Genomic DNA, 25,633 nt, shown 5'->3' with positions numbered 1-25,633 from the left:
ACAGGCCATGACAAGCCTGCCCGTGATCCCGATCAGTCCGGACGTCGTTGCCGGAGCCGCCGCCTCGCCACGTGCGTCGATGCCACCTCGCCACCTCGCCGACCTCGACCTGTCGGGTCGGCGGGAGCTGGTCACCGAGTTGGGCGAGCCCGCATTTCGTGCCAAGCAGGTGTCCACCCACTATTTCGGTCGCCTGGTGCGTGATCCGGCCCAGATGACCGACCTGCCGGCCGCGGTCCGTGAGCGGTTGGCCGAGGCGCTCCTGCCGACCCTGCTCCGACCCGTCCGGGAAATGGTCTGCGACGACGGTGCCACCCGTAAGGCCCTCTGGCGGCTGCACGACAACTCGCTGGTCGAGAGCGTGTTGATGGGCTACCCCGATCGGGTCACCGTCTGTATCTCCAGCCAGGCCGGCTGCGGCATGGCCTGTCCGTTCTGCGCGACCGGACAGGCCGGCCTGACCCGGAACCTCTCCACGGCGGAGATCATCGACCAGGCGGTCTACCTGGCCGGCGTGGCCGCCTCCGGGGCGGTCGCGGGCTCGCCGTCGCGCCTGTCACACGTCGTCTTCATGGGCATGGGCGAGCCGTTGGCCAACTACGCACGTGTGATCGCGGCGATCCGACGGCTCTGCGCACCCGCGCCCGAGGGACTCGGCCTGTCTCAGCGCCACATCACCGTGTCCACGGTGGGCCTGGTTCCGGCCATGCGTCGGTTGGCCGGTGAGGGACTCTCGGTGACACTCGCGCTGTCCCTGCACGCCCCCGACGATGACCTGCGCGACGAACTCGTACCCGTCAACCAGCGCTGGAAGGTGGCCGAGGTGCTGGACGCGGCGTGGGACTACGCCGCCCGCACGGGGCGTCGGGTGTCGATCGAGTACGCAATGATCAAAGATGTGAACGACCAGCCGTGGCGGGCCGACCTGCTTGGTCGATTGCTGGCCGGTCGGTTGGCCCATGTGAATCTCATCCCGTTGAACCCGACGCCCGGCAGCCGCTGGGATGCCAGCCCGAAGCCGGTTGAGCGGGAGTTCGTGCGGCGCTTGCGCGAGGCCGGGGTCTCGACCACGGTCCGGGACACCCGGGGCCGGGAGATCGACGGCGCGTGTGGTCAGCTGGCCGCAGCGGAGGAGGCACCGTGAACGGGCCTCGTGGACGGCGTGACGACCGAACCAACCAGGAGACATAGTGGCGAGTCAGGGTCAGCGTTTCCGGCGTAAGGCGCTCCGCCGGGGCTACAAGGTCGATGAGGTGGACGACTTCCTGGACCGGGTCGAGGCCACCCTCGCCGGGGAACCGGTCGACGCGCCCGTCGCCTCCCAGGAGGTTCACGACGTAGTTTTCCGGGTCCGCTTCAACGGATACGACGAGTGGCAGGTCGACCTGCATCTGGACCGGGTCGAGCGGCAACTCGCCGAGTTGGAGGAGCGGGGTGGGGGCGCCGCCGCCCGTGGCGGGGAGCCGCGCTCGGCTGAGCGTACGGTGCCGGCGGACCGCACGGGCGCTCAAGATCGCATGGGGCCGCCGGACCGCCTGGGTCCAGCGGACCGCATGGGTCCGCCCGACCGGATGGGTCCGCCGGACCGCATGGGCGGACACCCGGACCGGATGGGTCCGCCGGAGCGGATGGGGCCACCCGGTCGGCCCGCCGGTCCGCCGGACCGGATGGGTCCGCCGGACCGCATGGGTGGACATCCGGATCACCCGGGCGGACACCCGGACCGGATGGGTCCGCCGGACCGCATGGGCGGACACCCGGACCGGATGGGTCCGCCGGAGCGGATGGGGCCGCCCGGTCGGCCCGCTGGCCCACCGGACCGCATCGGTCCGCCGATGCGGGACGACGATTACGGCAGGCCACCGGTCGCGCCGCCGATGCCGCCCCGCCAGATGCCGGCCCAGGCCGGTCCGCCCGAGGCCCGTTACGGCGGATTCGACCAGCCCACGACCCCGTTCGGCCCCGGGCCCGACCGGCCCCGTGGCGACTTCGACGGCCCGCGTGGGGCCGGGCACGCTCGTGGCCCGGGTGGCTTCGGCGGCGACTACGAACCGGACGACCACTTCGATCGGCGCGAGCCCGGTCGACACGGCAAGCCGGAGATGACCACCGAGATTCGACTGCCGGATCGTGAACCGCGTGCTCCGGGCCGGGATCCTGGGCACGGCGTGCCGCCGCCGGCCGGACCGCCGCCCATGGCTGGACCGCCGCCCATGGCCGGACCGTCATTCGGTGGCGTACCGGCGGGTGCCCCGGCTCCGGTCGGTGGGCTGCCTCCGGTTGGTGGCCCGCCCCTGTCGGGGGCCGGCGGCGACGTCGAGCGGGTCGACCACATTCGCCGTACCTTCCAGGTCCGCCGGTTCGGCAGCGGCTATGACCCGCACCAGGTCGACCGGTTGTTCGAGGACATCCTTGCCAGCATGACCGGCCGGGGACCCATGCCGGTCAGCCCGGGCGAGCTCGACACGATCGACTTTGAGCTCGTACCCGGCGGTTACTTCGAGGCCGAGGTCGACGCGGCGCTCAAGGAAGTGAAGGACATCATTCAGCGTCGGCGCTGAACGCAAGATCCTTGGACATGGACAGGCCCGCCCCGGAATCGAGGTTCCGGAGCGGGCCTGTCTACGTTTCGGTGCCTGACCCTCAGGAGCGCAGCCCGTTGCGGCGTAGGACGATGTCGCCGAGCACGATGCCCAGCAGCCCCACGGCGAGCCCGATCAGCCAGATATTCTCGACGTTGCCCTCGTGGTTGCCGATCATCATGAGCAGCAGCAGCGCCGCGGTGACGACTGCGCCGATCTGGCCCGCCTTGCGGTTTCCCGGCTTGCGCTGGTCTGGCGACGTTACCGGCTCGCTTCCTGCCACGTTCTGGTCCTTCCCTCGCGATCGGATCTCCGGCTAAGTCTGGCACGCCTCGTCGCGAGGGGTACGCAGGGTCCACCGACCGGTAGTCCCGCTTACTACCGGCGTCGCGGGTCGGGCGGCCCACCCCCTCCGGTAGCGTTTTGGCGTACACCCGAATTTCTGTTTAGGGGGACTGTGCGGTGCGACTGACCGGTACGGGACACGCGAGCATGCGGATCGACACAGCCGCGGGCAGCATTCTCTGTGACCCGTGGGTTAACCCGGCTTATTTTGCTTCATGGTTCCCATTCCCGGACAATTCACAGCTGGACTGGGAGACGCTCGGCCAGGCCGACTACCTGTACGTCTCCCACCTGCACCGGGACCACTTCGATGCGGCGCACCTCAAGCAGTTCGTCTCGAAGAAGGCGACCGTGCTGCTGCCGGAGTACCCGACTTCCGAGCTGGAGGACGAACTGCGGGAGTTGGGCTTCACCAGCTTCCTGCGGACCAAGACCAACGAGGTCGTCGAACTCGACGGCGGCCTGAAGGTGATGATCCAGGCGCTGACCAGCCCGACCGACGGGCCGATCGGCGACTCGTCACTGTGGGTCGAGCACGACGGTATCCGCCTGCTCAACCAGAACGACGCCCGTCCCACCGACCTGAGTGTCTTCACCGAGCTCGGGCACGTGCACGCGCACATGCTCCAGTTCTCCGGTGCGATCTGGTACCCGATGGTCTACGAACTGCCCACGGCGGCGAAGACGGCGTTCGGCAAGCAGAAGCGGGACCGGCAGTTCGACCGGACCTGGCGCTACATCAACGACCTGAAGGCCTCGCACGTCTTCCCGATCGCCGGACCGCCCTGCTTCCTCGACGACGAGCTGTGGCAGTTCAACGACATCCACGGTGACGAGGGCAACATCTTCCCCGACCAGCAGGTCTTCCTCGACGAGTACGCCAAGGTCGGCGGCACCAACGGTGTGGTCCTGCTGCCCGGCAGTGTCTCCGAGATCACAGCCGACGGCTGTGAAACCACGCACCCGATGCCGGTGGCCGAGTTCTTCGCCAACAAGGTCGCCCACCTGGAGGAGATGCGGGAGCGGAAGAAGCCGATCATCGAGGCGGAGAAGGCGTCCTGGCGGCACCCGGAGATCGACGTCCTCAAGGAGATGAAGCGGCGGATCGAGCCGTTGCTCGAGGAGTCCGTCTACCTGGCGAAGGGCGTCGGCGGTCCGGTCCGGTTCGACCTGGTCGGCTACGACGGTGAGTCGGTCGAGTCGATCGTGGTGGACTTCCCGGAGAAGCAGGTCCGGCCGTACGCCGACGAGAAGGTCCGCTACCGGTTCCGTACCGAGCGGGCGCTCGTCGAGCACCTGCTGCACGTCGAGGAGGTCGACTGGGTCAACTCGCTCTTCCTCTCCTGCCGGTTCTCGGCGGCCCGGATCGGCCAGTACAACGAGTTCGTCTACGCGTTCTTCAAGTGCCTGTCCCAGGAGCGCTTGCAGTACGCCGAGGGCTGGTACGCCGAACAGAAGCCGGACGCCGAGGACATCAAGCTCGGTGACTGGATCGTCCAGCGGCGCTGCCCGCACCTGAAGGCCGACCTGACCCGGTTCGGTGTTATCGACGGTGACCAGCTCACCTGCCAGCTGCACGGCTGGCGGTTCGACCTGCCCAGCGGGCGGTGCCTGACCAGCGTCGGTCACGAGCTGCGCTCCCGTCGGGCGGACGAGCCCGCCCCCAGCGAGGTAGCTGACGCGTAGGACACACCGTGACCCGGACAGCGGCGACCGGCTACGACGGGATGTCGTCCCGTCATGTTCCCGAGGCCGAGCTACGGGCGTTCCTGCGGGACTGCTTCGAGCTCGGTGACGAGGAACTGTTCGTCGGCCACGCTGACCGGGTCACGGAAGCCCTCGCGACCGCCCCGGCGGACGCGAGGTTCGCCGCGTTCTGCACCTATGGCGAGGTCAGTGGTCATTTCGCGATGCACTTCAGCGTCGGGATCGAGGGCCATCTGGTCGACCGGGTCGGCCGCCGGGAATTCGCCGTCCGGCTCGCCGCTCGGTTCGCGGCGTACGTGCTGTTCGGGGAGACGGAACCGCCAGGGCTCTGGACCCTGATCCTGCCCGATGGCAGCCACCTGTTGGCCACAATGGACGCCGACGACGACCGGTACCTGCTCGAAACGGTCACCGCGCCGGTGCCCGGGCTGCCCCGGGTACGCGTCGACGACAGCCTCTGGCAGGTCCGGGACCGGCACTGAGTATCCGTACGGTGGATCGTCGCGCTCGGATCGGTGCGTGACCTGCAACCACCGCCCCCGCCACCGCAGTCCGCCCCCGGTTACTGCGTGGAGCACAGACGGCGGCGACACGCGTTGCCCCGGCGGCTGACCGGCCGAACGGGCACACCGCGGGCGTCGGTCAGCGGCCGAGGTCGGCCAGGATCCGGCGGGCGGCGTTGTGTCCGGCGGCTCCGATGACGCTGCCGGCCGGGTGGCAGCCGGCGCTGCCGGCGTACACCCCGTCGATTCCGGTGGCGTACGGCATCCGGTCGGTGAACGAGACCGTGTTGTCGACGTGGTGGATGTGTCCGCCGGTGATGCCGAAGTGCTCCTCGATCCCGGGCGGGGCCAGTGGCACCGCGTCGGCGACCAGGTCGGCGGTGCCCGGGGCGTACCGCTCGCAGATGGCCAGCAGCCGGTCGACGTAGGACGGCAGCGCCGCCGCCCAGGTCGTACCACTCAGCGCGTAGGGCACGGACTGCACGAACAGGGCGGACGAGTGGTGCCCGGCGGGGTCCCGCAGCGACGGGTCGACGGTGGTGTGCAGGTACCACTCGATGGTCGGCTCGTCAGGCAGTCGGCCGGCCTGCACGTCGGCCCACATCCCACGCAGCGCCGACATCGGCGAGTCGCCGCCGCCCGCGCCGACCAGGGAGGCCGAGCCGGGCAGCAGGTGGATGGTCGAGCCGAACGGACTCGGGGCGTCCGGGGGCAGGCAGGAGAAGCGGGGCAGGTCGGTCAGTGCCAGGTTGAGCTTGAGCGTGGTGCCGGGGCGGCGGGCCGCCGCCATCTGCGTGGTCAGCGCGGCCGGCGCCGCACCGTCGGGCAACAGGTCCAGCAGCCGGTACGGGTCACACGCGCCGAGCACCACCTCGGCCGTGACCTCCCGTCCGTCGGCCAGTACGACTCCGCTGGCCGCGCCACCGGCCAGGGTGACCGCGCTGACCGGCGTACCGGTGAGGATTCTGGCCCCGGCGGCGCGGGCGGCGTCGGCGAAGGTCCGGGAGACGGTGCCCATCCCGCCGGCGGCGATCATCCAGGTGCCGTCGGCACCGGGGAGCCGGCACATGTTGTGCACCAGGAAGTTGTGTCCGGTGCCGGGGTCGTCCGGTCCGGCGTTGAGGCCGGAGAGGCCGTCGGTGACGGCGTACATGGAGATCAGCAGTTCGGAGTGGAAGTCGAAGCGGGCCAGGTAGTCGACGACCGACCCGCGGACCAGGTCGACGAAGGTCTGTCGCAGGTCGGGCCGAAGGTAGCGCTCGGCGGTCTCCTCGACCGGCAGCGGCTCGGCCAGCCAGGCCGGGGCCAGGTCCTCGCGCAGCTGGGCCAGTTCGGCCTGCATGGCGTCGTCGGCGGCCACGTCGGCGGGGGAGAAGAAGGCCGTCAGCTGGGCGCGGGTCGCCGCCCGGTCGGAACCCATCAGCAGGTACGGCGAGCCGGCATCGCCGGGGGTGGGCAGGAAGTAGTGCGGGTCGCGGCGCAGCACCGGGATCTCCACGCCGAGGGTGCGGATCAGTTCCGGTGGCATGAGACCGAGCAGGTAGGAACCGGTGGAGTGGCTCAGTTGCGGCACCTTCGGGAACGGCTGCTCGGTGCGGGTGGCCCCGCCGATCACGTCCGCCGCCTCCAGTACGAGCACGTCGAGCCCGGCGCGGGCCAGCAGGATCGCGGACACCAGACCGTTGTGCCCGGACCCGACGATCACCACGTCGGCCCGGGTCGGCAGTTCGTCACCCATGCCGGGGGAGCCTAGTGCCCCGGGTGCCGTCGGTCAGCCCCTTCTGTCGATGGTTCCCGGGTCCCGGCCCGGTGGTGGCGGGGGCGATGGCCGGCACCAACGACGATCGCCTTCCGTCACGGGGACGGATCCACGCCGGTCGGCCCGTCGGGCAGCCTCGTCGGCCGGTCGGCCAGCAGTTGCGCGGTGAACATCTCCAGTTCCAGCTCGAACAGCGCCTCAGCCTCGGTGACCGCCCAGTCGAACTGGCGGAAGACCTCCATGGCGACGAGGCCGTAGAGCCGGGCCCAGGCGGACAGGAAGATGTAGGCGACCTCGATCGGCAGATCACCGTGGTTCTCCCGCAGCGGCTGGAGGAACCGGCCCAACCGCCGCTCGATCCGGTCGCGGGGCGGGGCGGGCAGGGGACCGCGTCGCCACAGTTCGACGATCGGCTGGATGAACTGCGCGCCGAGCTGGGCACTCGGCTGTTGCGGGTCGCCGCACTCCCGGACGGACGCCAACTCGGGCACCGGGGTACCGAAGATCAGTCCGAACTCGACCGGGTGTCCGATCGCCCAGTGGCGGAAGGCCCGGGCCATTGCGACCAACTGCCGGACGGGGTCGTCGTCCCCGGCGGACCGTCGGGCGGCCTCGACCGTGTTCCGCATCTCCTCGAACAGATCCCCCACGACCGCCGCGACGAGCGCGTCCAGACTGGGGAAGTAGCGGTAGATCGCGGGGGCGGTCATGCCCATGTCCCGAGCGATGGCCCGCAACGAGATCGCCTGTGGTCCACCGGTCGTGAGCAGCCGTCGAGCGTTCTCCTTGATCTCCGCAAGGGTGGCGGTACGCAGCCGTTCTCGGCGGGTGGGTACGGACATCTGCGCGCTCCCTTGACCAAGGAGAACACCGTTGAGATAGTTAACGGCGTTCACTCAGCTAATCATCGTTACAGCTTACGTCTAGATCGTGTCGTTTGAGGAGACCGATGTTCGCGTGGTGGGGAAGAGCCGTGGTCCGGCTCCGCTGGGTGGTCCTCGCGGCTGCCGTGTTACTGGCCCTGGTGGGCGTGACCTGGGGTACCGGGGTGTTCGGCTCGCTGACCGGTGGCGGCTTCGAGGATCCCGCGAGCGAGTCGAGCCGGGTGCAGAAGCGGATCACCGAGGCGCTGGGCAGCCACGGTGCCGACCTGCTGGTGCTCTACTCCAGCGATGCGACGACCGTGGACCAGCCGGCGTTCCGTGACCCGGTGACCGCGACCCTGGACCGGGTGCGCCAGCGGCCCGAGGTGGCCAGCCTGACCACCTGGTACGACACCCAGGAACCGAGCCTGGTGGCCAAGGACCGGCACGCCACGTACGCGATGATCGTGCTGCGGACCGATGACGAGGACCGCAAGCGGGACGCCTACGACGCGCTGCGCCCGGTGCTCGATGCGCCGGGGGTGACCACGGAGGTCGGCGGGCCGGTGGCCATCCAGGCGACGGCGACCGACCAGACCACCGAGGACATCACCAAGGCGGAGATCGTGTCCCTGCCGATCCTGCTGGTGCTGCTCATCCTGATCTTCGGCGGGCTGGTCGCCGCCTCGACCCCGCTGCTCATCGGCGGGTTGGCCATCGTCGGCGGATTCGTCCTCGTCCGGCTGCTGGCCATGGTCACCGACGTGTCGATCTTCGCGATCAACGTCATCACCCTCATCGGCCTCGGCATGGCGATCGACTACGCGTTGTTCGTGGTGAGCCGGTTCCGGGAGGAGCTCGCCGCCGGCCACGACACCGGTACGGCGATCGGCCGGACGATGGTCACCGCCGGTCGTACCGTCATGGTCTCCGGGCTCACCATCGTGCTGGCCCTGGCCAGTCTGCTGATCTTCCCGCAGGCGTTCCTGCGCTCGATGGGGCTGGGCGGGATGGCCGCGGTGCTGCTTGCCATGCTGGCCTCGCTGACCGTACTCCCGGCACTGCTGGCGATCCTCGGGCCCCGGATCAACGCGCTCCGTATCCCGCTGCCCTGGTCGCGTCGCAGGGCGAAGGCCGGCCCGGTCGGGGCCACCGCACCGGCCGGCGGCTGGGCCCGCCTGGCCCGCAGCGTGATGCGTCGCCCGGTGCTCTACGCCAGCGGCGTGATCGTGGTGCTGCTCGTCCTGGCGGCACCATTTCTGAAGATCAGTTTTGGCGGTTTCGACGAGCGGGTGCTACCGGCCGAGGCGCCCGCTCGGATGGTCAGCGAACGGATCCGGGCGGACTTCCCGGGCGGGAACACCGCCCCGATCGAGGTGCTGGTCTCCGGAGCCAGCGCCGAGCAGACCCAGCGGTTCGCCGACCAGGTGATGGGGGTGGCCGGGGTGACCGGCACCCGGGTGACCGGCAGTTGGGACGGCTCGACCCTGCTGTCGGTGGGCTACACCGGTGAGGTGGGCGGTGACGTCGCGAAGGACGCGGTACGGGCGATCCGCGACCTGGAAACGCCCGCCGGTGTGGAGGTGCTCGTCGGCGGTCGCCCGGCCATCGACCTGGACCTGCTGGACGGGCTGGTCTCCCGGCTGCCCTGGATGGCGCTGGTGATGGCCTCGGCAACGTTGGTGCTGCTCTTCCTTGCCTTCGGGTCGGTGCTGCTGCCGATCAAGGCGGTACTGATGAACCTCGTGTCGATCGGGGCGTCGTTCGGTGTCGTGGTCTGGGTCTTCCAGGACGGGCACCTCTCCGGCCTGCTCGACTTCACCCCGTCCGGCTTCATCGAGCCGAGCAGCCCGATCCTGATGCTGGCCGTGTTGTTCGGGCTCGCCACCGACTACGAGGTCTTCCTGCTCTCCCGGGTACGGGAGGAGTGGGACCGGACCGGGGACAACACCGCCTCGGTGGAGACCGGGTTGCAGCACACCGGCCGGATCATCACCGCTGCCGCCCTGCTGCTGATCGTGGTGGTCGCCGGGTTCGCCACCGGGGGCATCATGATGATCAAACTGATCGGGGTCGGCATGATCGTGGCGATCGTGGTCGACGCGACGCTGGTCCGGGCGCTGCTCGTACCGGCCACGATGCGGCTGCTCGGCCGCTGGAACTGGTGGGCGCCCGGGCCCCTGGCCCGCTTCTACCGTCGGTACGGCATCCACGAGTCGGCCGAGCCGCAGTCGGCCGTGACGACGGAACCGGAGTCCGAGCGGGAGAGTCGTCACCACGCGTTCACCAAATAGCGGGTTTCATCGATGTCCTGACGGCTCTATCGTCGTCAGGACATCGACCGTTGGGGAGGTAATCGTGGAGCGTCGTACGATCCTGCGCACCGCCGTCCTCGGTGCCGGTACCGCCGCCTTCGCCGGAGTGCTCTGGCAGCAGGCGTTCGCCCGCCAGCGGTGGCAGGAACAGTTCGCCGATCCGGCGCAACCCGGCCCCAGCCCGTACGGCGACCTGCTGGCCGCCGACGCCAACGGCATCCAGTTGCCCGCCGGCTTCACCAGTCGGGTGATCGCCCGATCCGGGCAGCGGGTCGCCGGCACCTCGTACACCTGGCACTGGGCCCCGGACGGAGGTGCCTGCTTCCCGGCCGGGGACGGCTGGATCTACGTCTCCAACTCCGAGATCCCGCTGACCGGTGGCGCCTCGGCGGTGCGCTTCCACGCGGACGGTTCGGTCGCCTCGGCGTACCGGATCCTCAGCGGCACCAACGTCAACTGCGCGGGTGGGGCGACCCCGTGGGGAACCTGGCTCTCCTGCGAGGAGGTGCCGCTCGGGCGGGTCTTCGAGACCTGGCCGGACGGCAGCCGCCCGGCCGAGGAACGGACCCGGATGGGTCGGTTCAAGCACGAGGCTGCCGCCTGCGACCCGGGCCGACGGGTGGTCTACCTGACCGAGGACGAGGGCGACGGTTGCTTCTACCGGTTCGTCCCGGACACCTGGGGCGACCTGCGTACCGGGAAGGTGCAGGTGCTCTGTGCCCCGGCCGACCAGACCGCCGGGCCGGTGACCTGGCAGGACGTACCCGACCGGGACGGGTTCCCGGTCGCCACGCGGGCCCAGGTGGCGGCGGCCAAGCACTTCGACGGCGGGGAGGGCTGCTGGTACGACCGGGACACCTGCTGGTTCACCACCAAGGGGGACAACCGGGTCTGGGCGTACGACGCGGTCGGCCAGCGGCTCGACCTGGCGTACGACGACTCGCTGGTCCCGGCCGGCGCGGCCCCGCTGACCGGGGTGGACAACATCACCGGTACGGCCGGCGGAGATCTCTATGTCGCCGAGGACGGCGGCAACATGGAGATCAACGTCATCACCCCGGCCGGTGTGGTGGCACCCTTCCTGCGCATCCTCGGCCAGTCCTCGTCGGAGATCACCGGCCCGGCGTTCTCCCCGGACGGCTCGCGCCTCTACTTCTCCTCCCAGCGGGGCACCTCGGGCGGCAGCGCCGGCAGCGGCGGCATCACCTACGAGGTGACCGGTCCGTTCCGTTCGCGGTGATCCAGAAGCCGTAGAGTCTCCGCGTGGCGATCTATGAAACCGAGCGGCTGGTGATCCGCGACTGGACCGAGGACCCGGCGGACCTGGACCGGGCGTACGACATCTACTCGCGGCCCGAGGTCGCCCGCTTCCTCGGCGCCCCGCACCTGCCGTTGACCGCCCCGGAGGGGGCGATCGAACTGGTGCAGAACTGGCACCGGCGCAACGCCACGTTCGGCAGCGGCTATGGCATCTGGGCGATCCAGCTCCGGGAAACCGGCCAGATCGTAGGTACGGTGCTGCTCAAGCCGCTGCCCGGCCGGGACGAGCGGACGCTGACCGACGACATTGAGGTGGGCTGGCACCTGCACCCCGACTGCTGGGGACACGGCTACGCCACCGAGGCGGCACGGGGCGCGGTCGAGCGGGGTTTCGCCAGGGGGCTGACCGAGATCTACGCGGTGGTGTCGCCCGGCAACGAGGCGTCGATGGCCGTCGCCCGGCGGTTGGGCATGGTCCCGATCGGCCGGCGCACCGACTGGTACGGCGGTGAGGAGCTGGAGACTTTCCTGCTGCGTCGCTAGGAAGGGCCTCCTATACAACAGAAAACGACAGGAAGGGGCCCTTCCTTACACTGACCGGATGAGTTCTCCCCGCGACATCGTCCTGCTCGGTTCCACCGGATCGATCGGCACACAGGCCATCGACATCGTCCGCCGAAACCCGGACCGCTTCCGGGTGGTCGGTATCGGTGCGGGGGGCGGGAACGTTGAGTTGCTGGCCGCCCAGGCGCTGGAACTCGGGGTCGAGGTGGTCGGGGTGGCCCGGTCGTCGGCGGTCCAGGATCTGCAACTGGCCTTCTACGCCCAGGCGCAGAAGAAGGGGTACGCGACCGGCGACTACCGGATTCCCAAGATCGTTGCCGGGCCGAACGCCATGACCGAGTTGGCCGAGTGGCCGTGTGACGTGGTGCTCAACGGGGTGGTCGGCTCACTCGGGCTGGCACCGACCCTGGCGGCGCTGCGCGCCGGTCGTACGCTCGCCCTGGCCAACAAGGAGTCACTGGTGGCCGGCGGCCCGCTGGTCCGCGCCGCGACCACCCGACCCGGACAGATCGTGCCGGTCGACTCGGAACACTCGGCGCTGGCCCAGTGCCTGCGCTCCGGTGACCGGGCCGAGGTACGGCGGTTGATCGTCACCGCCAGCGGTGGCCCGTTCCGGGGTCGCCGGCGGGACGAGTTGACCGAGGTGACCGTCGAGCAGGCCCTCGCCCACCCGACCTGGAACATGGGGCCGGTGGTCACGATCAACTCCGCCACGCTGGTCAACAAGGCGCTGGAGGTGATCGAGGCGCATGAGCTGTACGACGTGCCGTACGCCGACATCGAGGTCATGGTCCATCCGCAGTCGGTGATCCACTCGATGGTGGAGTTCGTCGACGGCTCGACCATCGCGCAGGCCAGCCCGCCGGACATGCGGCTGCCGATCGCGCTGGCGCTGGGCTGGCCGGACCGGGTGCCGGGTGCGGCGAACGGCGTCGACTGGACCGCCGCGCACACCTGGCGGTTCGACCCGCTGGACGATGAGGCGTTTCCCGCCGTACGACTCGCCAAGCAGGCCGGAGTCGAGGGGCGCTGCCGGCCGGCGATCTACAACGCCGCCAACGAGGAGTGCGTCGCCGCCTTCGTCGCGGGTCGGCTACCGTTTCTTGGCATCGTCGACACGTTGCAGCGGGTTCTGGAGGCGGCGCCCGATTTCGCGGAACCGGGTACGGTCGAAGATGTGCTGGCCGCGGAATCCTGGGCCCGCGGGCACGCCCAGGAGATCATCAAGATGACGGTGGAAGGAGCTTGATGGCGTACCTGCTCGGGGTGGTGCTCTTTGCCCTGGCGATCCTCATCTCGGTGAGTCTGCACGAGGCCGGGCACATGCTCACGGCCAAGCGTTTCGGGATGAAGGTCACCCGCTACTTCGTCGGCTTCGGCCCCACCATCTGGTCCTTCAAGCGGGGGGAGACCGAGTACGGTCTCAAGGCGATCCCGCTGGGCGGATTCTGCAAGATCGTCGGAATGACCCCGCAGGACGACGACGTCGATCCGGCCGACGAGCCCCGGGCGATGTGGCGGTTCCCGGTGTGGAAGCGCACGGTCGTGATGGCCGGCGGGGTGGTCGTCAACTTCGCGCTGGCCATCGTCACGCTCTGGCTCGCCGCGATGTTCATGGGCCTGCCCAACCCCGAGTTCCCGGCCACCGAGGCACAGGCCCGGCAGGAGCCGGCGGTGATCGCGATCGCCGACTGTGTGGTGGTGGAGAACGCCGCCCGCGCCTGCGCACCCGGTGACCCGGCCAGCCCGGCGGCACAGGCCCTGCGCGACGGCGACCGGATCACCGCGATCAACGGCAGGCCGGTGGCGAACTGGGGCGAGATGCTCCAGGTGGTCCGGGCGACCCCGCCCGGCCCGGCGACGGTGTCCTACGTCCGGGACGGGGCGGAGGGCAGCGCCCAGCTCAACCTGGCGTCGGTGCAGCGCGCGCCGCTGGACGACGACACCGGCGCGACCACCACGGTCTCCGCCCTCGGGGTCGGGCTGGATATCCAGAAGCCGACCATGGTCACGTACGGACCGGTCGACGCGGTCGGCGCGACCGCCGACTACACCGGCAACATGGCGGTGGCCACCGTCCAGGCGATGGCCCGCATCCCGGAGAAGATTCCGGCGCTCTGGGCCTCCATCACCGGGGCCGAGCGGGACATCGACACCCCGATCAGCGTGGTCGGCGCCAGCCGGCTGGGCGGCGAGGCGGTCGAGAACGACGCCTGGGAAATCTTCGTGATGCTCTTCATCTCCCTCAACTTCTTCCTCGGCGCGTTCAACCTGCTGCCGTTGCTGCCGATGGACGGCGGGCACATCGCCATCGCCTGGTTCGAGCGGGCCCGTTCCTGGGTCTTCGCCCGGCTGGGCAGGCCCGATCCGGGCCGCGTCGACTACTTCAAGCTCATGCCCTTCACGTACGCGGTGATCCTGATCGGTGGTGCCTTCACACTGCTGACCGTCACCGCGGACGTGATCAATCCGATCACGCTCTTCACAAGGTGAGTGCCCCAGTGACTGCTGTCAGTCTCGGCATGCCCGTCGTGCCACCCCCGCCGCTGGCTCCCCGGCGAGCCAGCCGCCAGATCATGGTCGGTTCGGTCCCGGTGGGTGGTGGCGCACCGGTCTCCGTGCAGTCGATGACCACCACACTGACCGCCGACGTCAACGCGACCCTCCAGCAGATCGCCGAGTTGACGGCGGCCGGCTGCCAGATCGTCCGGGTGGCCGTACCGTCCCAGGACGACGTGGAGGCGCTGCCGGCGATCGCGAAGAAGTCGCAGATCCCGGTGATCGCCGACATCCACTTCCAGCCCAGGTACGTCTTCGCCGCCATCGACGCGGGTTGTGCGGCGGTCCGGGTCAACCCGGGCAACATCCGACAGTTCGACGACAAGGTGAAGGAGATCGCCCGCGCGGCCTCCGACGCCGGGGTGCCGATCCGGATCGGCGTCAACGCCGGCTCGCTGGACAAGCGGCTGCTGACCAAGTACGGCAAGGCCACCGCCGAGGCGCTGGTCGAGTCGGCGCTGTGGGAGTGCTCGCTGTTCGAGGAGCACGGCTTCCGGGACATCAAGATCTCGGTGAAGCACAACGACCCGGTGGTGATGGTCCGGGCGTACCGGCAACTCGCGCAGCAGTGCGACTATCCGCTGCACCTCGGGGTGACCGAGGCGGGACCGGCGTTCCAGGGCACGATCAAGTCCGCGGTCGCCTTCGGTGCGCTGCTGGCCGAGGGGATCGGCGACACGATCCGGGTGTCGCTGTCCGCGCCGCCGGTCGAGGAGATCAAGGTCGGTGCGGCGATCCTGGAGTCGCTGGGGTTGCGTGAGCGGGGTCTGGAGATCGTTTCCTGTCCGTCCTGCGGCCGGGCCCAGGTCGACGTCTACAAGCTGGCCGAGGAGGTCACCGCCGGGCTGGAAGGCCTGCCGGTGCCGCTGCGGGTGGCGGTCATGGGCTGCGTGGTCAACGGGCCGGGGGAGGCCCGTGAGGCCGACCTCGGTGTGGCCTCCGGCAACGGCAAGGGGCAGATCTTCGTACGGGGCAAGGTCATCAAGACCGTGCCGGAGGCGCAGATCGTGGAGACCCTGATCGAGGAGGCGCTGCGACTGGCCGGGGAGATGGGCGCCGAACTCCCCGACGACCTGCGCGATCTGGTGCCGGGCGGCGCGACGGTGACGGTGCACTGAGACAGGTACCGCTGAACCACGCAACGGGTGGCTGGCCCCGGGTACGGGTCGGCCACCCGTTTCGTATGCCGGGACGCAAATAGCAAACCGTACGTCCGTCTTGTTAATGTCCCCGGGTGCGACGACTGCTCCCTGAACCGGGTCCGGCCCGGGTCCTCACCTTCGCCACCCTGGTCAGAACCGTTGGCCGGGGAATCTGGCTGGCCGCCAGCGCGCTCTTCCTGACCCGGTCGGTCGGCCTGTCGGTCGGGCAGGTCGGTCTCGGGCTCAGCGTCTTCGCGCTGGTCGGCCTCGTCGCCAGCACCCCGATGGGCTACCTCGCCGACCGGTACGGTCCGCGGCGGATCCAGCTCACCGCGCTGGTCGCCGGTGCCGTACTGACCAGCCTGCTCGTCACCGTCCGGTCGTTCCCGGCGTTCCTCGCGGTCGGCATCGGCACCGCCCTGGCCAGCGCCGCCTACCGGGGTGCCCAGGGCGCGGTGATCGCCGGCGCCGTCCCAGCCGACCAACGGGTCCGCACCCGCGCCTACCTGCGGGCCACCACCAACGTCGGGATCTCGGTCGGTGCCGCCGTCGCCGGAATCGGCATCGCCGCCGACACCCGTACCAGCTATGTGGCGCTGATCCTGGTCAACGCGGTCGCCGAGTTGACCGCAGCGGCGGTCCTCACCCGGTTGGCGCCGATCCCACCGGTCCCGGCACCGGAACACGGGCCCCGGCTGATCGCGTTACGGGACCGGCCGTTCCTCGCCTTCACCGTGCTCGACGGGCTGATGTCGATGCACTTCGGGCTGCTCAACATCGCCCTGCCGCTGTGGATCGCCCAGCACACCACCGCACCCCGCTGGCTCATCTCCGTACTGATGCTGGTGAACACCATCATGGTGGTGCTCTTCCAGGTCCGTGCCTCGCGGGGGACCGAACGGCTCACCGGGGCGGGTCGCGCCTCGCGCCGGGCCGGCCTGGCGATCGCCACCGCCTGCGTCCTGTTCGCCGCGAGTGGCTCGGTGTCGACGGCGGCAGCGGTCGGACTGCTGGTCGCCGGGGCACTCGCCCACGTGATCGGCGAACTGTGGCACTCCGCAGCCGGCTGGGGCATCTCGTTCGGGTTGGCTCCCGCCCACGCGCACGGGCAGTACCAGGGGGCGTACGCGATGGGCATGGAGTTGGGCGGGATGCTCGCCCCGGTGGTGGTGACCACGCTGGCCGTCGGTTGGGGAGCACCGGGCTGGTTGGTGCTCGGTGTCCTCTTCGTCGGGCTGGGTGCCCTGGTGCCGCCGGTGGTCGGTTGGGCGGCCCGGACCCGGCCCGCGCCGGCAGATGCGGAACCGGTCAGCGTGCCATGATGGAGAAAGCCCGTGAATGAGCCGCCTCGCCCAGCGTCAGGCCCGCCTGCCCGTCCGGCATCTGGCACCCTGAAGGGGTGCTGATGGTGCCGGTACGGCAATTGGGGGAAACCGAGCGCGGTGCGGTCGAAAAGCTCCTCGACCGTGATCCCATCGGGGCCGCCCAGGTCGCTGAACAGGTGGCCGCGCACGGGCTGTCCTGGTGGCGGGCCGAAGGCCGGGTCTTCGGCTACGGCGCGCGTCGTCGGGTCGAGGCGCTGTGCTGGTTCGGTGGCCACCTCACCCCGGTGCTGGCCGAGGCGCCGGCGATCGCGGCGTTCGCGGACCTGCTCAGCGACCAGGAACGGATCTGCTCGTCGATAGTCGGCCGGGCCGACGCGGTGCTCGGCCTCTGGGATCGCCTCTCGCCGCACTGGGGCCCGGCCCGGGACATCCGGCCCAATCAGCCGCTGCTGGCCACCGACACCGTGCCCCGGATGGCGGTCGACCCAGACGTACGTCTGGTCCAGCCGGCAGAGGTGGACCTGTTGTTCCCGGCGGCGGTGGCGATGTACACCGAGGAGGTCGGGATCTCGCCGTTCACCGAGGACGGCGGTCTCGGCTACCGGCGGCGGGTCACCGAACTGGTCCGGGCGCGGCGTGCGTACGCCCGGTTCGTCGACGGGCAGGTGGTCTTCAAGGCCGAGTTGGCCGTGGTCACCCGGCGTACCGCCCAGATCCAGGGGGTCTGGGTGGCACCGGAGTGGCGGGGCCGGGGGATTGCCGGTGCCGCGGTGGCGGCGGTGGTACGGGACGCCCTGGCCCGGGTGGCACCGACGGTGAGCCTCTACGTCAACGACTACAACGCCCCGGCCCGTCGGGTCTACCAGCGGTGCGGATTCCAGTCGGTGGGCACCTTCGCCACCGTGCTGTTCTGAGCTTCGGGGCAGGAAAGGGCCCTTCTCAAGGCAGAAAGCGATGAGAAGGGCCCTTCCCTACGATCAGGCCGGTACGGGGGCCGGCTCGTCACCCCGGGTGGGCTCGGTGACCGCCGGGCTCTCGTCCAGCCCACGCCGGCCGGCCGAGTCGTACGCCCTACGGTCCAGCAGCCCTTCCCGGGCGGCGACGACCGTCGGCACCAGCGCCTGCCCGGCCACGTTCGTCGCGGTACGGATCATGTCCAGGATCGGGTCGATCGCCAGGAGCAGACCGGCACCGGCCAGCGGCAGGCCCAGCGTGCTGAGCGTGAGGGTGAGCATCACGATCGCGCCGGTCAGACCGGCGGTGGCGGCGGAACCGACCACCGACACGAAGGCGATCAGCAGGTAGTCGACCGGGCGCAGGGCCACGTCGAAGACCTGGGCGACGAAGATGGCCGCCAGCGCCGGGTAGATGGCGGCGCAACCGTCCATCTTGGTGGTGGCACCGAAGGGCACCGCGAAGGACGCGTACTCGCGGGGGACGCCGAGCCGCTCCACGGCCCGCTGGGTCACCGGCATCGTGCCCACCGACGAGCGGGAGACGAAGGCCAGTTCGATGGCGGGCCACGCCCCGGCGAAGAAGCGCAGCGGGTTGAGCCGGCCGGCGACGATCAGCACCAGCGGGTAGACCACGAAGAGCACGATCGCGGAGCCGACGTAGACGGCGGTGGTGAAGGTGGCCAGCGGGGCCAGCAGGTCCCAGCCGTACGACTCGACGGCGTGCCCGATCAGGCCGAGCGTGCCCAGCGGGGCGAGCCGGATGACCCACCAGAGCGCCTTCTGGACGATCTCCAGCAGCGACCGGTTGAGGTCGACGAACGGTTCGGCGGCCTTGCCGACGAGCAGCGCCGCCGCGCCGACGACCAGGGCGAGGAAGACGATCTGGAGTACGTTGCCCTCGACGAACGCGCCGACCGGGTTGGTGGGCACGATGCCGGTGAGGAAGTCGGTCCAGGAACCGGTCTTCTTCGGGGCGGTCGCGCCGGCGATGTCCAGGGTGACGCCCTGGCCGGGGTTGGTGATCAGGCCGACGCCGATACCGACCCCGACCGAGACCAACGCGGTGATGGCGAACCAGAGCAGGGTCTTGCCGGCCAGCCGGGCGGCGTTGGCCACGCCCCGCAGGCTGACCACGCTCACCACGATGGCGGTGAAGACGAGCGGGGGTACGGCGAGTTTCAGCAGCTGGACGAAGAGGCTGCCGATGGTGTCGAGGGTGGTGCCGAGCCAGGAGACGTCACTGGCCCGGGCCAGGTAGCCGAGGCCGGCGCCGAGCACCAGGCCGAGCAGGATCTGTACGGAAAAGGGCACCTTGCGAAGTGCGGCGAGCATAGGGAGTCCAAGAGTCTGGTCCGGGTTTCCATCCCCGGAAGAGGTCGACGGTCAGCGGGGCGGCTGAGCGCGACAGATGCCGCTGGCCTGTAGTCGGAGGTCGACATACAGGCGGGCAGTGAGACACCAGACATTGATCATCGTCTGGCCACGATACGCGAGCGGGGCCGGTAGGGGAAGGAGTAGTTGGCGTGAGGCTCCTTACTGGCCCCGGGGGAACAAACGGACCGCCCGCCGATGTTGGATCACCACCACCACGGCGGCGGTGAGCACCCACAGCATCACGTTGGCCAGCAACAGTCGTTCCACGACGCCCACCACCCTTCCCCGGCCGAGCGTCAGGATCGCGATGCCGACCGTCGCCGACAGCGGCAGCGCGAAGGCGGCGGCCAGCACGGACAGCCGCCGCAACGACCGGGGAGCGCGGGGCGACACGACGATCACCAACATGGCGAAGACCGAGGCGGCGACGGCGGCGATGGCCGCCCCACCGTGCACCAGGTCAGCGGTGGTGGCCCGCTCGAACGGGGGCAGCGGACAACCGTCGGTGCAGGTCACCGCGCCGGAGAGCACGGTCGACAGCCCGCTGAGGGCCAGCAGGGCGGCGGCCGGTCGTAGCGTCGGGGGCAGTGCCGTGGCGAACAGGAACAGGGCGGCGGCCAGGCTGAACATGCCCAGCTGGAACGTTGACGCGTACGCGCTGGTGGCGATGCCGGCCTCACTGACGTACCCGGTCAGCCCGGGCCCGGGCCCGGCGACCACCGCGACGGTCACGGCGCCAGCGCCGACCACGGTGCAGATGGCGGCGGCGGTGGCAGCGAGAAACGCGATGGTCGACCGGTCAGCCACGTCCGTGCGGGGCGGTCCAACCGGACTCGTCGGGACCCAACGGCACGATTCCGGTGGGGTTGATCGCCGGATGCGTACGGTAGTAGTGCGCCTTGATCTGGCTGAAGTCGACCGTGTCCCCGAAACCCGGGGTCTGGAACAGGTCACGGGCGTACGCCCACAGCACCGGCATCTCGGTCAGCTTGTTGCGGTTGCACTTGAAGTGCCCGTGGTAGACGGCGTCGAACCGGACCAGCGTGGTGAAGAGCCGGATGTCCGCCTCGGTGATCGAGTCACCCATCAGGTAGCGGCGGTCGGCCAACCGGACCGAGAGCGCGTCGAGCCGCTCGAACAGCCGGACGAACGCCTCGTCGTACGCCCGCTGCGAGACGGCGAACCCGCACCGGTAGACCCCGTTGTTGACGTCCCGGTGGATGTCGGCCATCAACCCGTCCAGCTCCGGCCGCAACGCCACCGGGTACAGGTCCGGGGCACCGGGTCGGTGCAGGTCCCGCCACTGCGTGGAGAAGTCGAGCGTCAACTGCGGATAGTCGTTGGTGACCACCTGGCCGGTGACCGTGTCGACCAGCGCCGGAACGGTGACTCGGCCGGTGAACTCCGGGTCGGTGGCCAGGTAGACCTCGGAGAGGAACTTCACCCCGAGCACCGGATCACGACCATCCGCGTCGAGGGTGAACCGCCAACCGCGATCGTCCCGGATCGGGTCGACCGTGCCCAACGAGATCGCGTCGTCGAGGCCGAGCAGCCCCCGGACGATCCGGGCCCGGTGTGCCCACGGGCAGGCCCGACACCAGATGAGCCGGTAGCGTCCGGCCTCCAGCGGCCACCTGCCCTGCTCGTCCGGCCCGCCGCCGGGCGGGGACTGCGACTCGGCACTCACCCGACCGGTGAACCGGTTGGACTGTCGGACGAACTCGCCGGTGCTCGATGTCTCCCGGCCGAACTGGGGCTGAGCCATGCCGACCAATCTATCCCGGCGGGCGGACCGTCGGAACCGGACTCGGTGGCGTACGCCGCCCCCGCCGGCTCCGGGCCTGACGCTCGGGAAAGACCTGGATATCCTGCCTGACGTGACAGCGGCATTTCTCGTTTCCGGCGTACGCACCCCCATCGGCCGGTATGCTGGCGCGCTCGCCGGCGTACGACCGGACGACCTGGCGGCCCATGTGATCCGGGAACTGGTGGCCCGGCACCCCTCGGTGGACTGGGCGTCGGTCGACGACGTCGTGCTGGGCTGTGCCAACCAGGCGGGCGAGGACAACCGCAACGTGGCCCGGATGGCGGCCCTGCTGGGCGGTCTGCCCGAGGGGGTACCGGGCACCACTGTCAACCGGCTCTGCGGTTCCGGGCTGGACGCGCTGGCGTCCGCCGCCCGGGCCATCGTCGCCGGGGACGCCGATCTGGTCGTCGCCGGTGGTGTGGAGAGCATGAGTCGGGCCCCGTTCGTGCTGCCGAAGGCGACCAGCGGCTTCTCCCGTACCGCCGAGATCCACGACACCACCATCGGTTGGCGGTTCGTGAACCCGCTCATGCGGAAGGGGTGGGGGACCGACTCGATGCCGGAGACGGCCGAGAACGTGGCGGCCGAGTACGGCGTCGACCGGGCCACCCAGGACGCGTTCGCCCTGCGTTCCCAGCAGCGGGCCGCCAGGGCACAGGCCAACGGCCGGCTGGCCGAGGAGATCGTGCCGATCTCGGTGCCCGAGGGCCGACGCGACACCCGGCTGGTGAGCGTCGACGAGCACCCCCGGGAGACCTCCCTGGAGCGCCTCGCCGCGTTGCCCACGCCGTTCCGCGACGGGGGTACGGTGACCGCCGGCAACTCGTCGGGTGTGAACGACGGCGCGGTGGCGCTGCTGGTGGCCAGCGAGGCGGCGGTCAACCGGTACGGCCTCACCCCGCTGGCCCGGGTCACCGGTGCCGCCGCTGCCGGCGTGCCACCCCGGGTGATGGGCGTGGGCCCGGTCCCGGCGACCAACCGGCTGCTGGCCCGGCTGGGGCTGAGCCTGTCGCAGGTCGACGTGGTCGAGTTGAACGAGGCGTTCGCCGCTCAGGCGGTGGCGGTGCTGCGGGAACTCGGGCTGCCGGAGGACGCCGAACACGTCAACCCCAACGGTGGGGCGATCGCTCTCGGGCACCCACTGGGGGCCAGCGGAGCCCGGTTGGCGCTGACCGCCGCCCTGGAATTGCGTAATCGCGGAGCGCGTCGGGCGCTCTGCACTATGTGCGTCGGAGTCGGCCAGGGCATTTCCCTGCTGCTCGAATCGGCCTAACCCGTCTTTCCCTGTTGATCAAGAGATTTAGGTCAGAAAGAGTGGCTTCGCATGACGCAAACCTCTTGATCAACAGGGGAAGACGGGGGTGGGGCGGGGTGGTCAGGACGGTGGGCGGACGCGGGCGGTCCAGTAGGTCAGGTCGGAGCGGTGCTCGGTCAGCGTGATTTGCTCGCCACACGCTTTCTTGATGATGTCGGCCGCCTCGTCGAGGTCGAGGGCGTCCTGGGCCAGGTACTCGTCGCGGTAGACCCGCAGGCCCACGTCGTAGCGGTGGTGTCCCAGCGCCTCGGCCGCGTCCGGGGAGACCAGCACCACAGTGTAGCGACTGGCTTCCTGCTCCGCGTCGCTCGGCGATGACGGCCGTTCCCGATCGCGCCTGAAACGCTCCACCACCGACGGAATCGGCCCCGGCGAATTCGCCGGATCGTACGGCTGCGCCCATGGCGCCAGCACGCTCATCAGCAACCGTCCGTTCGTGGCCGCCCGATCGGTGCTCGTCTCAGGCCCGCCGGGCGTCAATTGATTCATTGGCAATTTGGGTCCCTCCAATTGCTGATCGCTACCCCGTTGTGTTGTCGAGCAATTTCTGTTTAGAGTTCCGTCTGCACGCATCGGAGTCAACGCATTGCGGAGGGTGCAAAAATGGTGCGGCAATATCTGCCCACGGTGGTCAGCCGAGGGCTCGGCGGTGAATTGCGACAGCTGCGCAAGGCGCGGGGCCTGACCGCGCTGGTGGTGTGCCGACAATTGGGCTGGCAGCCGTCCCGACTGTCCAGAATGGAGACCGGGCAGCAGGGCATCCGGCCGGAGGACGTGGCCTCGCTACTGGTGATCTACGGCGTGATCGGAGCGGAACGCAAGCGGCTGCTGGCGATGACCGAGCGGGCCGGCGAGCGCGGCTGGTGGGAGCTGCTCGGCCCAGGGCTTACCTCGTGGTCGAAGACCTTTTTCCAACTGGAGGCGCAGGCCACCCGGCTGGCCAGTTGGCAGCCGCTGCTGGTGCCCGGGCTGTTGCAGACCGAGGACTACACCCGGGCGGTGATGCGGGCGGCCGGCATTCCGGAGGCCGACGCGCGGGTCCGGGTGGCCGCCCGGCAGGGCCGGCAGGCGATCCTCAACCGTCCGCAGCCACCGCGGTTTCACGCCATTGTGGACGAGATCGCGTTGCGTCGGGTGCTCGGCGACCGGCGGGTGATGGCCCGCCAGTTGCGGTGCCTGATCGAACTGGCCGAGACCCCGCACATCAGGCTGTCGGTGCTGCCGCTCGCCGTCGGCGGGCATCCCGGGCTGGACGGGGCGTTCCTGATCCTCGACTTCGAGCGCGAGCCGTCCGTGGTGCACCAGGAGCAGAGGATGTCCAGCGTGTTCCTGGAGGAGCCGGAGCAGGTGGCCGCCTTCCGCCGGGTGGCGGATAGACTGGCGGCGATGGCGCTCAGCCCGACCCGGTCGGTCGAGTTTATTGCGCAGGCCGCAATAGAGCACGAGCGAAAGTGAGCCCGAGATGATTACTCCGGAGCTATCAGACGCGGTGTGGCGCAAGTCCAGTCGCAGCGGTTCCGACGCCGACTGCGTCGAGGTGGCCGAGGTGCCGGCGGTGTGGCGCAAGTCCAGCCGTAGCGGCTCCGACGTCAACTGTGTCGAGGTGGCCGAGCTGGTGCGGGCGGTCGCCGTACGCGATTCCAAGGATCCGACCGGGCCGGTGCTCGCCTTCGGATGTGAGGCTTGGGCGAGCTTTGTCGCTGGCGTACCCGATGGGGGTTTCGACGGCGGGCGACCGGCGGCTTGACCCTCGACCCGGTCGAGGCCCGATTCTCTCCCCGGACGCGTCGACCGACCGGAGGAGCGGGCAGTGAGCGACAAGCCAGACGAGATCATCGCCGAGATGAGCGCAGCGGTCGAGCTGGGACGGGCGGGGCAGACCGGGCCGGCTCGGGAGCAGCTCACCGCGCTCTGGGAGCGGGTCGGGGCGGACGGTGACCCGTTCCACCGGTGCGCTGTGGCCCACTATCTGGCTGACCTACAGGACGACCCCGCCGACGAACTCGCCTGGAATTTGCGCGCCCTCGAAGCGGTCGACACCCTCACCGACGAACGCCTCCAGCGCTACCACTCGTCGTTGCAGGTCCAGGGGTTCATGCCGTCGCTGCACCTCAACCTCGCCGAGGACTACCGCCGGCTCGGCCAGCTAGATGAGGCTCGGGAGCACCTGGCCCGCGCCGAGGAGAGTCTGTCGGCGCTGAGCAAGGACGACTACAGCGAGATGATCCGGGGTGGCATCCGTCGAGCGGCCGAGGCGCTGGCGACCTGACGTCAGCTGTCGACCGTGGGTTGTGCGGCGGCGCGGAGCACGTCCTGCCGATCTTGTGGCGGTGGCTTGCGGTGTGAGCGGCAGGCTGGGCGCTAGTGCCGGCCGATTGGGGACAGCCGCGTTGGGTGCCTATGACCGGACTGAGCCGGGAGCAACTCGACCGGCTGTACACCGAGTTGGATCTGATCCTGGACTGGCAGGCATCGCTGGGCCGGCCGAAGGCTGTGCCACTGTACACGGCGCTGGTGATGGTCCTGCTCAAGCTACGCCACAACCTGCCCGAGGACGTCTGTGCCCAGGTGTTCGGCTGCGGGACCGTCACGGTAAGGCGCTACCAGGAGCAACACGAACCGCTCATCGACGCGATCCTCGACGAGTGCGCCACGCGGGTGAGCGCCCAGGCCCGTTCGCAGGCGGTGCTGGTCGACGGGTTCATCGCCCGGTCGGCACGCGCCGACACCATCGGCCTGTTCTCCGACAAGAAACACCTGTCTGGGCAGAACGTCCAGGCCGTGGCCACCCTCACCGGCAGGGTGGTCGACGTCGGGCACCCCTACCCAGGAGCCCGCCGACAGCAAGGCGTTCATCGATTCCGGTATCGCCGACCGCTGGGCCAGCCTCTACCTCCCGACGGCCCCAGCGCGATCGGCGACATGGGCTACCAGGGCACCGGCTTGACCACCCCGTACAAGCGGCCACCGGGACAGGGCCTGACCGAGGTTTGCCGCGCGTGCAACACCACGATCCACCGTACCCGCGCCGCCGTCGAACGCGCCATCGCCCCAAGAACTGGAAGATCCTCAACGACCGACTACCGCCGATTCCTCCACGACTTCCCGCGAGTGCTACGCACTTGTCACGAAGCTGAAGATCTATCGGTGGGCTTGCTAGTACGGCAGCCGCCGTTTGAGATCTTGCTGGTGGAGCGGGGTGGACGCGAGGCGGCCACCGCGTGATCGTCTGTACGTTGTGGACATAACTTCAGATC

23 protein-coding genes and 1 pseudogene are annotated in these 25,633 nt (G+C 69.9%); 17 read left to right on the top strand and 7 right to left on the bottom strand.

Annotated features, from left to right (window positions below):
* Window positions 1-7 precede the first annotated feature (7 nt).
* Window positions 8-1,144, top strand: coding sequence for a dual-specificity RNA methyltransferase RlmN (gene rlmN / locus ACFQ4H_RS22155; protein WP_377573354.1), 1,137 nt, complete (start codon window positions 8-10; stop codon window positions 1,142-1,144).
* Window positions 1,145-1,190: 46 nt separating this feature from the next.
* Window positions 1,191-2,561: a DivIVA domain-containing protein gene (locus ACFQ4H_RS22150; RefSeq protein WP_377573351.1), complete on the top strand. Its 1,371-nt coding sequence runs from the start codon at window positions 1,191-1,193 to the stop codon at window positions 2,559-2,561.
* 82 nt (window positions 2,562-2,643) lie between these two features.
* Here the strand turns inward: ACFQ4H_RS22150 and ACFQ4H_RS22145 are convergent, their stop codons facing one another.
* Window positions 2,644-2,865: a DUF2631 domain-containing protein gene (locus tag ACFQ4H_RS22145; RefSeq protein ID WP_377573348.1), complete on the bottom strand. Its 222-nt coding sequence runs from the start codon at window positions 2,863-2,865 to the stop codon at window positions 2,644-2,646.
* A gap of 179 nt (window positions 2,866-3,044) precedes the next feature.
* Between ACFQ4H_RS22145 and ACFQ4H_RS22140 the strand changes: the two genes are divergently transcribed.
* Together ACFQ4H_RS22140 and ACFQ4H_RS22135 are read left to right on the top strand one after the other, a co-directional pair.
* On the top strand, window positions 3,045-4,613 hold the full coding sequence (locus ACFQ4H_RS22140; RefSeq protein WP_377573345.1) for a Rieske 2Fe-2S domain-containing protein: 1,569 nt from the start codon (window positions 3,045-3,047) through the stop codon (window positions 4,611-4,613).
* 8 nt (window positions 4,614-4,621) lie between these two features.
* On the top strand, window positions 4,622-5,116 hold the full coding sequence (locus tag ACFQ4H_RS22135) for a hypothetical protein (RefSeq protein ID WP_377573343.1): 495 nt from the start codon (window positions 4,622-4,624) through the stop codon (window positions 5,114-5,116).
* A gap of 160 nt (window positions 5,117-5,276) precedes the next feature.
* On the opposite strand, the gene ACFQ4H_RS22130 is transcribed toward ACFQ4H_RS22135, so the two are convergent.
* Complete coding sequence (locus ACFQ4H_RS22130; protein WP_377573340.1) at window positions 5,277-6,875, bottom strand: phytoene desaturase family protein; 1,599 nt, start codon at window positions 6,873-6,875, stop codon at window positions 5,277-5,279.
* 116 nt (window positions 6,876-6,991) lie between these two features.
* A complete protein-coding gene (locus tag ACFQ4H_RS22125; protein WP_377573338.1) occupies window positions 6,992-7,738 on the bottom strand; it encodes a TetR/AcrR family transcriptional regulator in 747 nt (248 codons plus the stop codon).
* A gap of 107 nt (window positions 7,739-7,845) precedes the next feature.
* Between ACFQ4H_RS22125 and ACFQ4H_RS22120 the strand changes: the two genes are divergently transcribed.
* From ACFQ4H_RS22120 to ACFQ4H_RS22085, 8 genes are all read left to right on the top strand, one after another.
* Window positions 7,846-10,053, top strand: coding sequence for an MMPL family transporter (locus ACFQ4H_RS22120; protein WP_377573335.1), 2,208 nt, complete (start codon window positions 7,846-7,848; stop codon window positions 10,051-10,053).
* Window positions 10,054-10,117: 64 nt separating this feature from the next.
* Complete coding sequence (locus ACFQ4H_RS22115) at window positions 10,118-11,314, top strand: alkaline phosphatase PhoX (protein WP_377573333.1); 1,197 nt, start codon at window positions 10,118-10,120, stop codon at window positions 11,312-11,314.
* A 23-nt stretch (window positions 11,315-11,337) separates the two neighbouring features.
* Window positions 11,338-11,877, top strand: a complete 540-nt coding sequence (locus ACFQ4H_RS22110) for a GNAT family N-acetyltransferase (RefSeq protein ID WP_377573330.1) — start codon at window positions 11,338-11,340, stop codon at window positions 11,875-11,877.
* Window positions 11,878-11,935: 58 nt separating this feature from the next.
* Complete coding sequence (gene dxr, locus ACFQ4H_RS22105; RefSeq protein ID WP_377573328.1) at window positions 11,936-13,147, top strand: 1-deoxy-D-xylulose-5-phosphate reductoisomerase; 1,212 nt, start codon at window positions 11,936-11,938, stop codon at window positions 13,145-13,147.
* Window positions 13,147-14,391 carry a M50 family metallopeptidase gene (locus ACFQ4H_RS22100; protein WP_377573325.1) on the top strand — a complete coding sequence of 415 codons (1,245 nt, stop codon included), beginning with the start codon at window positions 13,147-13,149 and terminating at the stop codon, window positions 14,389-14,391. The genes dxr and ACFQ4H_RS22100 overlap by 1 nt, the downstream gene beginning before the upstream one ends.
* A gap of 8 nt (window positions 14,392-14,399) precedes the next feature.
* A complete protein-coding gene (gene ispG, locus ACFQ4H_RS22095; protein ID WP_377573322.1) occupies window positions 14,400-15,575 on the top strand; it encodes a flavodoxin-dependent (E)-4-hydroxy-3-methylbut-2-enyl-diphosphate synthase in 1,176 nt (391 codons plus the stop codon).
* A 116-nt stretch (window positions 15,576-15,691) separates the two neighbouring features.
* Complete coding sequence (locus tag ACFQ4H_RS22090; protein ID WP_377573319.1) at window positions 15,692-16,921, top strand: MFS transporter; 1,230 nt, start codon at window positions 15,692-15,694, stop codon at window positions 16,919-16,921.
* Between the two features lie 77 nt (window positions 16,922-16,998).
* On the top strand, window positions 16,999-17,838 hold the full coding sequence (locus ACFQ4H_RS22085) for a GNAT family N-acetyltransferase (protein ID WP_377573316.1): 840 nt from the start codon (window positions 16,999-17,001) through the stop codon (window positions 17,836-17,838).
* A gap of 63 nt (window positions 17,839-17,901) precedes the next feature.
* Here ACFQ4H_RS22085 and ACFQ4H_RS22080 read toward each other — a convergent pair whose 3' ends face one another.
* The 3 genes and pseudogenes from ACFQ4H_RS22080 to ACFQ4H_RS22070 form a co-directional block, all read right to left on the bottom strand.
* On the bottom strand, window positions 17,902-19,212 hold the full coding sequence (locus tag ACFQ4H_RS22080; RefSeq protein ID WP_377573313.1) for a dicarboxylate/amino acid:cation symporter: 1,311 nt from the start codon (window positions 19,210-19,212) through the stop codon (window positions 17,902-17,904).
* A 201-nt stretch (window positions 19,213-19,413) separates the two neighbouring features.
* Window positions 19,414-20,004, bottom strand: a complete 591-nt coding sequence (locus ACFQ4H_RS22075) for a DUF998 domain-containing protein (protein ID WP_377573311.1) — start codon at window positions 20,002-20,004, stop codon at window positions 19,414-19,416.
* Window positions 19,983-21,019: pseudogene (locus ACFQ4H_RS22070) on the bottom strand (glutathione S-transferase family protein). Before ACFQ4H_RS22070 ends, ACFQ4H_RS22075 begins: the two are co-directional and overlap by 22 nt.
* Window positions 21,020-21,131: 112 nt before the next feature.
* Between ACFQ4H_RS22070 and pcaF the strand changes: the two are divergent.
* Window positions 21,132-22,334, top strand: a complete 1,203-nt coding sequence (gene pcaF / locus ACFQ4H_RS22065) for a 3-oxoadipyl-CoA thiolase (RefSeq protein WP_377573308.1) — start codon at window positions 21,132-21,134, stop codon at window positions 22,332-22,334.
* A gap of 102 nt (window positions 22,335-22,436) precedes the next feature.
* On the opposite strand, the gene ACFQ4H_RS22060 is transcribed toward pcaF, so the two are convergent.
* The gene (locus ACFQ4H_RS22060; RefSeq protein WP_377573305.1) at window positions 22,437-22,796 is read right to left on the bottom strand and encodes a hypothetical protein; all 360 of its coding nucleotides are present in this window, start codon (window positions 22,794-22,796) and stop codon (window positions 22,437-22,439) included.
* A 183-nt stretch (window positions 22,797-22,979) separates the two neighbouring features.
* Between ACFQ4H_RS22060 and ACFQ4H_RS22055 the strand changes: the two genes are divergently transcribed.
* From ACFQ4H_RS22055 to ACFQ4H_RS22040, 4 genes are all read left to right on the top strand, one after another.
* A complete protein-coding gene (locus tag ACFQ4H_RS22055) occupies window positions 22,980-23,831 on the top strand; it encodes a helix-turn-helix domain-containing protein (RefSeq protein WP_377573302.1) in 852 nt (283 codons plus the stop codon).
* A 7-nt stretch (window positions 23,832-23,838) separates the two neighbouring features.
* A complete protein-coding gene (locus tag ACFQ4H_RS22050; RefSeq protein ID WP_377573299.1) occupies window positions 23,839-24,123 on the top strand; it encodes a DUF397 domain-containing protein in 285 nt (94 codons plus the stop codon).
* Between the two features lie 96 nt (window positions 24,124-24,219).
* The gene (locus ACFQ4H_RS22045; RefSeq protein ID WP_377573470.1) at window positions 24,220-24,645 is read left to right on the top strand and encodes a hypothetical protein; all 426 of its coding nucleotides are present in this window, start codon (window positions 24,220-24,222) and stop codon (window positions 24,643-24,645) included.
* A 131-nt stretch (window positions 24,646-24,776) separates the two neighbouring features.
* Window positions 24,777-25,601, top strand: coding sequence for a transposase family protein (locus ACFQ4H_RS22040; RefSeq protein WP_377573296.1), 825 nt, complete (start codon window positions 24,777-24,779; stop codon window positions 25,599-25,601).
* Window positions 25,602-25,633: the final 32 nt, after the last annotated feature.

The organism is Micromonospora sonneratiae (assembly GCF_042679305.1).
GTDB lineage: Bacteria > Actinomycetota > Actinomycetes > Mycobacteriales > Micromonosporaceae > Micromonospora_H > Micromonospora_H sonneratiae.
The sequence above is the reverse complement of the archived record's forward strand: the minus strand, read 5'-3'. Positions and strand labels throughout refer to the sequence as shown.

Bases quoted from the DNA above. Each gene is read 5' to 3' on its own strand.
- ACFQ4H_RS22080 (WP_377573313.1), bottom strand. From the start codon at position 19,212: ATGCTCGCCGCACTTCGCAAGGTGCCCTTTTCCGTACAGATCCTGCTC.
- ACFQ4H_RS22055 (WP_377573302.1), top strand. From the start codon at position 22,980: ATGGTGCGGCAATATCTGCCCACGGTGGTCAGCCGAGGGCTCGGCGGT.
- ACFQ4H_RS22125 (WP_377573338.1), bottom strand. From the start codon at position 7,738: ATGTCCGTACCCACCCGCCGAGAACGGCTGCGTACCGCCACCCTTGCG.
- rlmN (WP_377573354.1), top strand. From the start codon at position 8: ATGACAAGCCTGCCCGTGATCCCGATCAGTCCGGACGTCGTTGCCGGA.
- ACFQ4H_RS22120 (WP_377573335.1), top strand. From the start codon at position 7,846: ATGTTCGCGTGGTGGGGAAGAGCCGTGGTCCGGCTCCGCTGGGTGGTC.
- ACFQ4H_RS22050 (WP_377573299.1), top strand. From the start codon at position 23,839: ATGATTACTCCGGAGCTATCAGACGCGGTGTGGCGCAAGTCCAGTCGC.
- ACFQ4H_RS22100 (WP_377573325.1), top strand. From the start codon at position 13,147: ATGGCGTACCTGCTCGGGGTGGTGCTCTTTGCCCTGGCGATCCTCATC.
- ACFQ4H_RS22060 (WP_377573305.1), bottom strand. From the start codon at position 22,796: ATGAGCGTGCTGGCGCCATGGGCGCAGCCGTACGATCCGGCGAATTCG.
- ACFQ4H_RS22130 (WP_377573340.1), bottom strand. From the start codon at position 6,875: ATGGGTGACGAACTGCCGACCCGGGCCGACGTGGTGATCGTCGGGTCC.
- ACFQ4H_RS22045 (WP_377573470.1), top strand. From the start codon at position 24,220: ATGAGCGCAGCGGTCGAGCTGGGACGGGCGGGGCAGACCGGGCCGGCT.
- ACFQ4H_RS22040 (WP_377573296.1), top strand. From the start codon at position 24,777: ATGACCGGACTGAGCCGGGAGCAACTCGACCGGCTGTACACCGAGTTG.
- dxr (WP_377573328.1), top strand. From the start codon at position 11,936: ATGAGTTCTCCCCGCGACATCGTCCTGCTCGGTTCCACCGGATCGATC.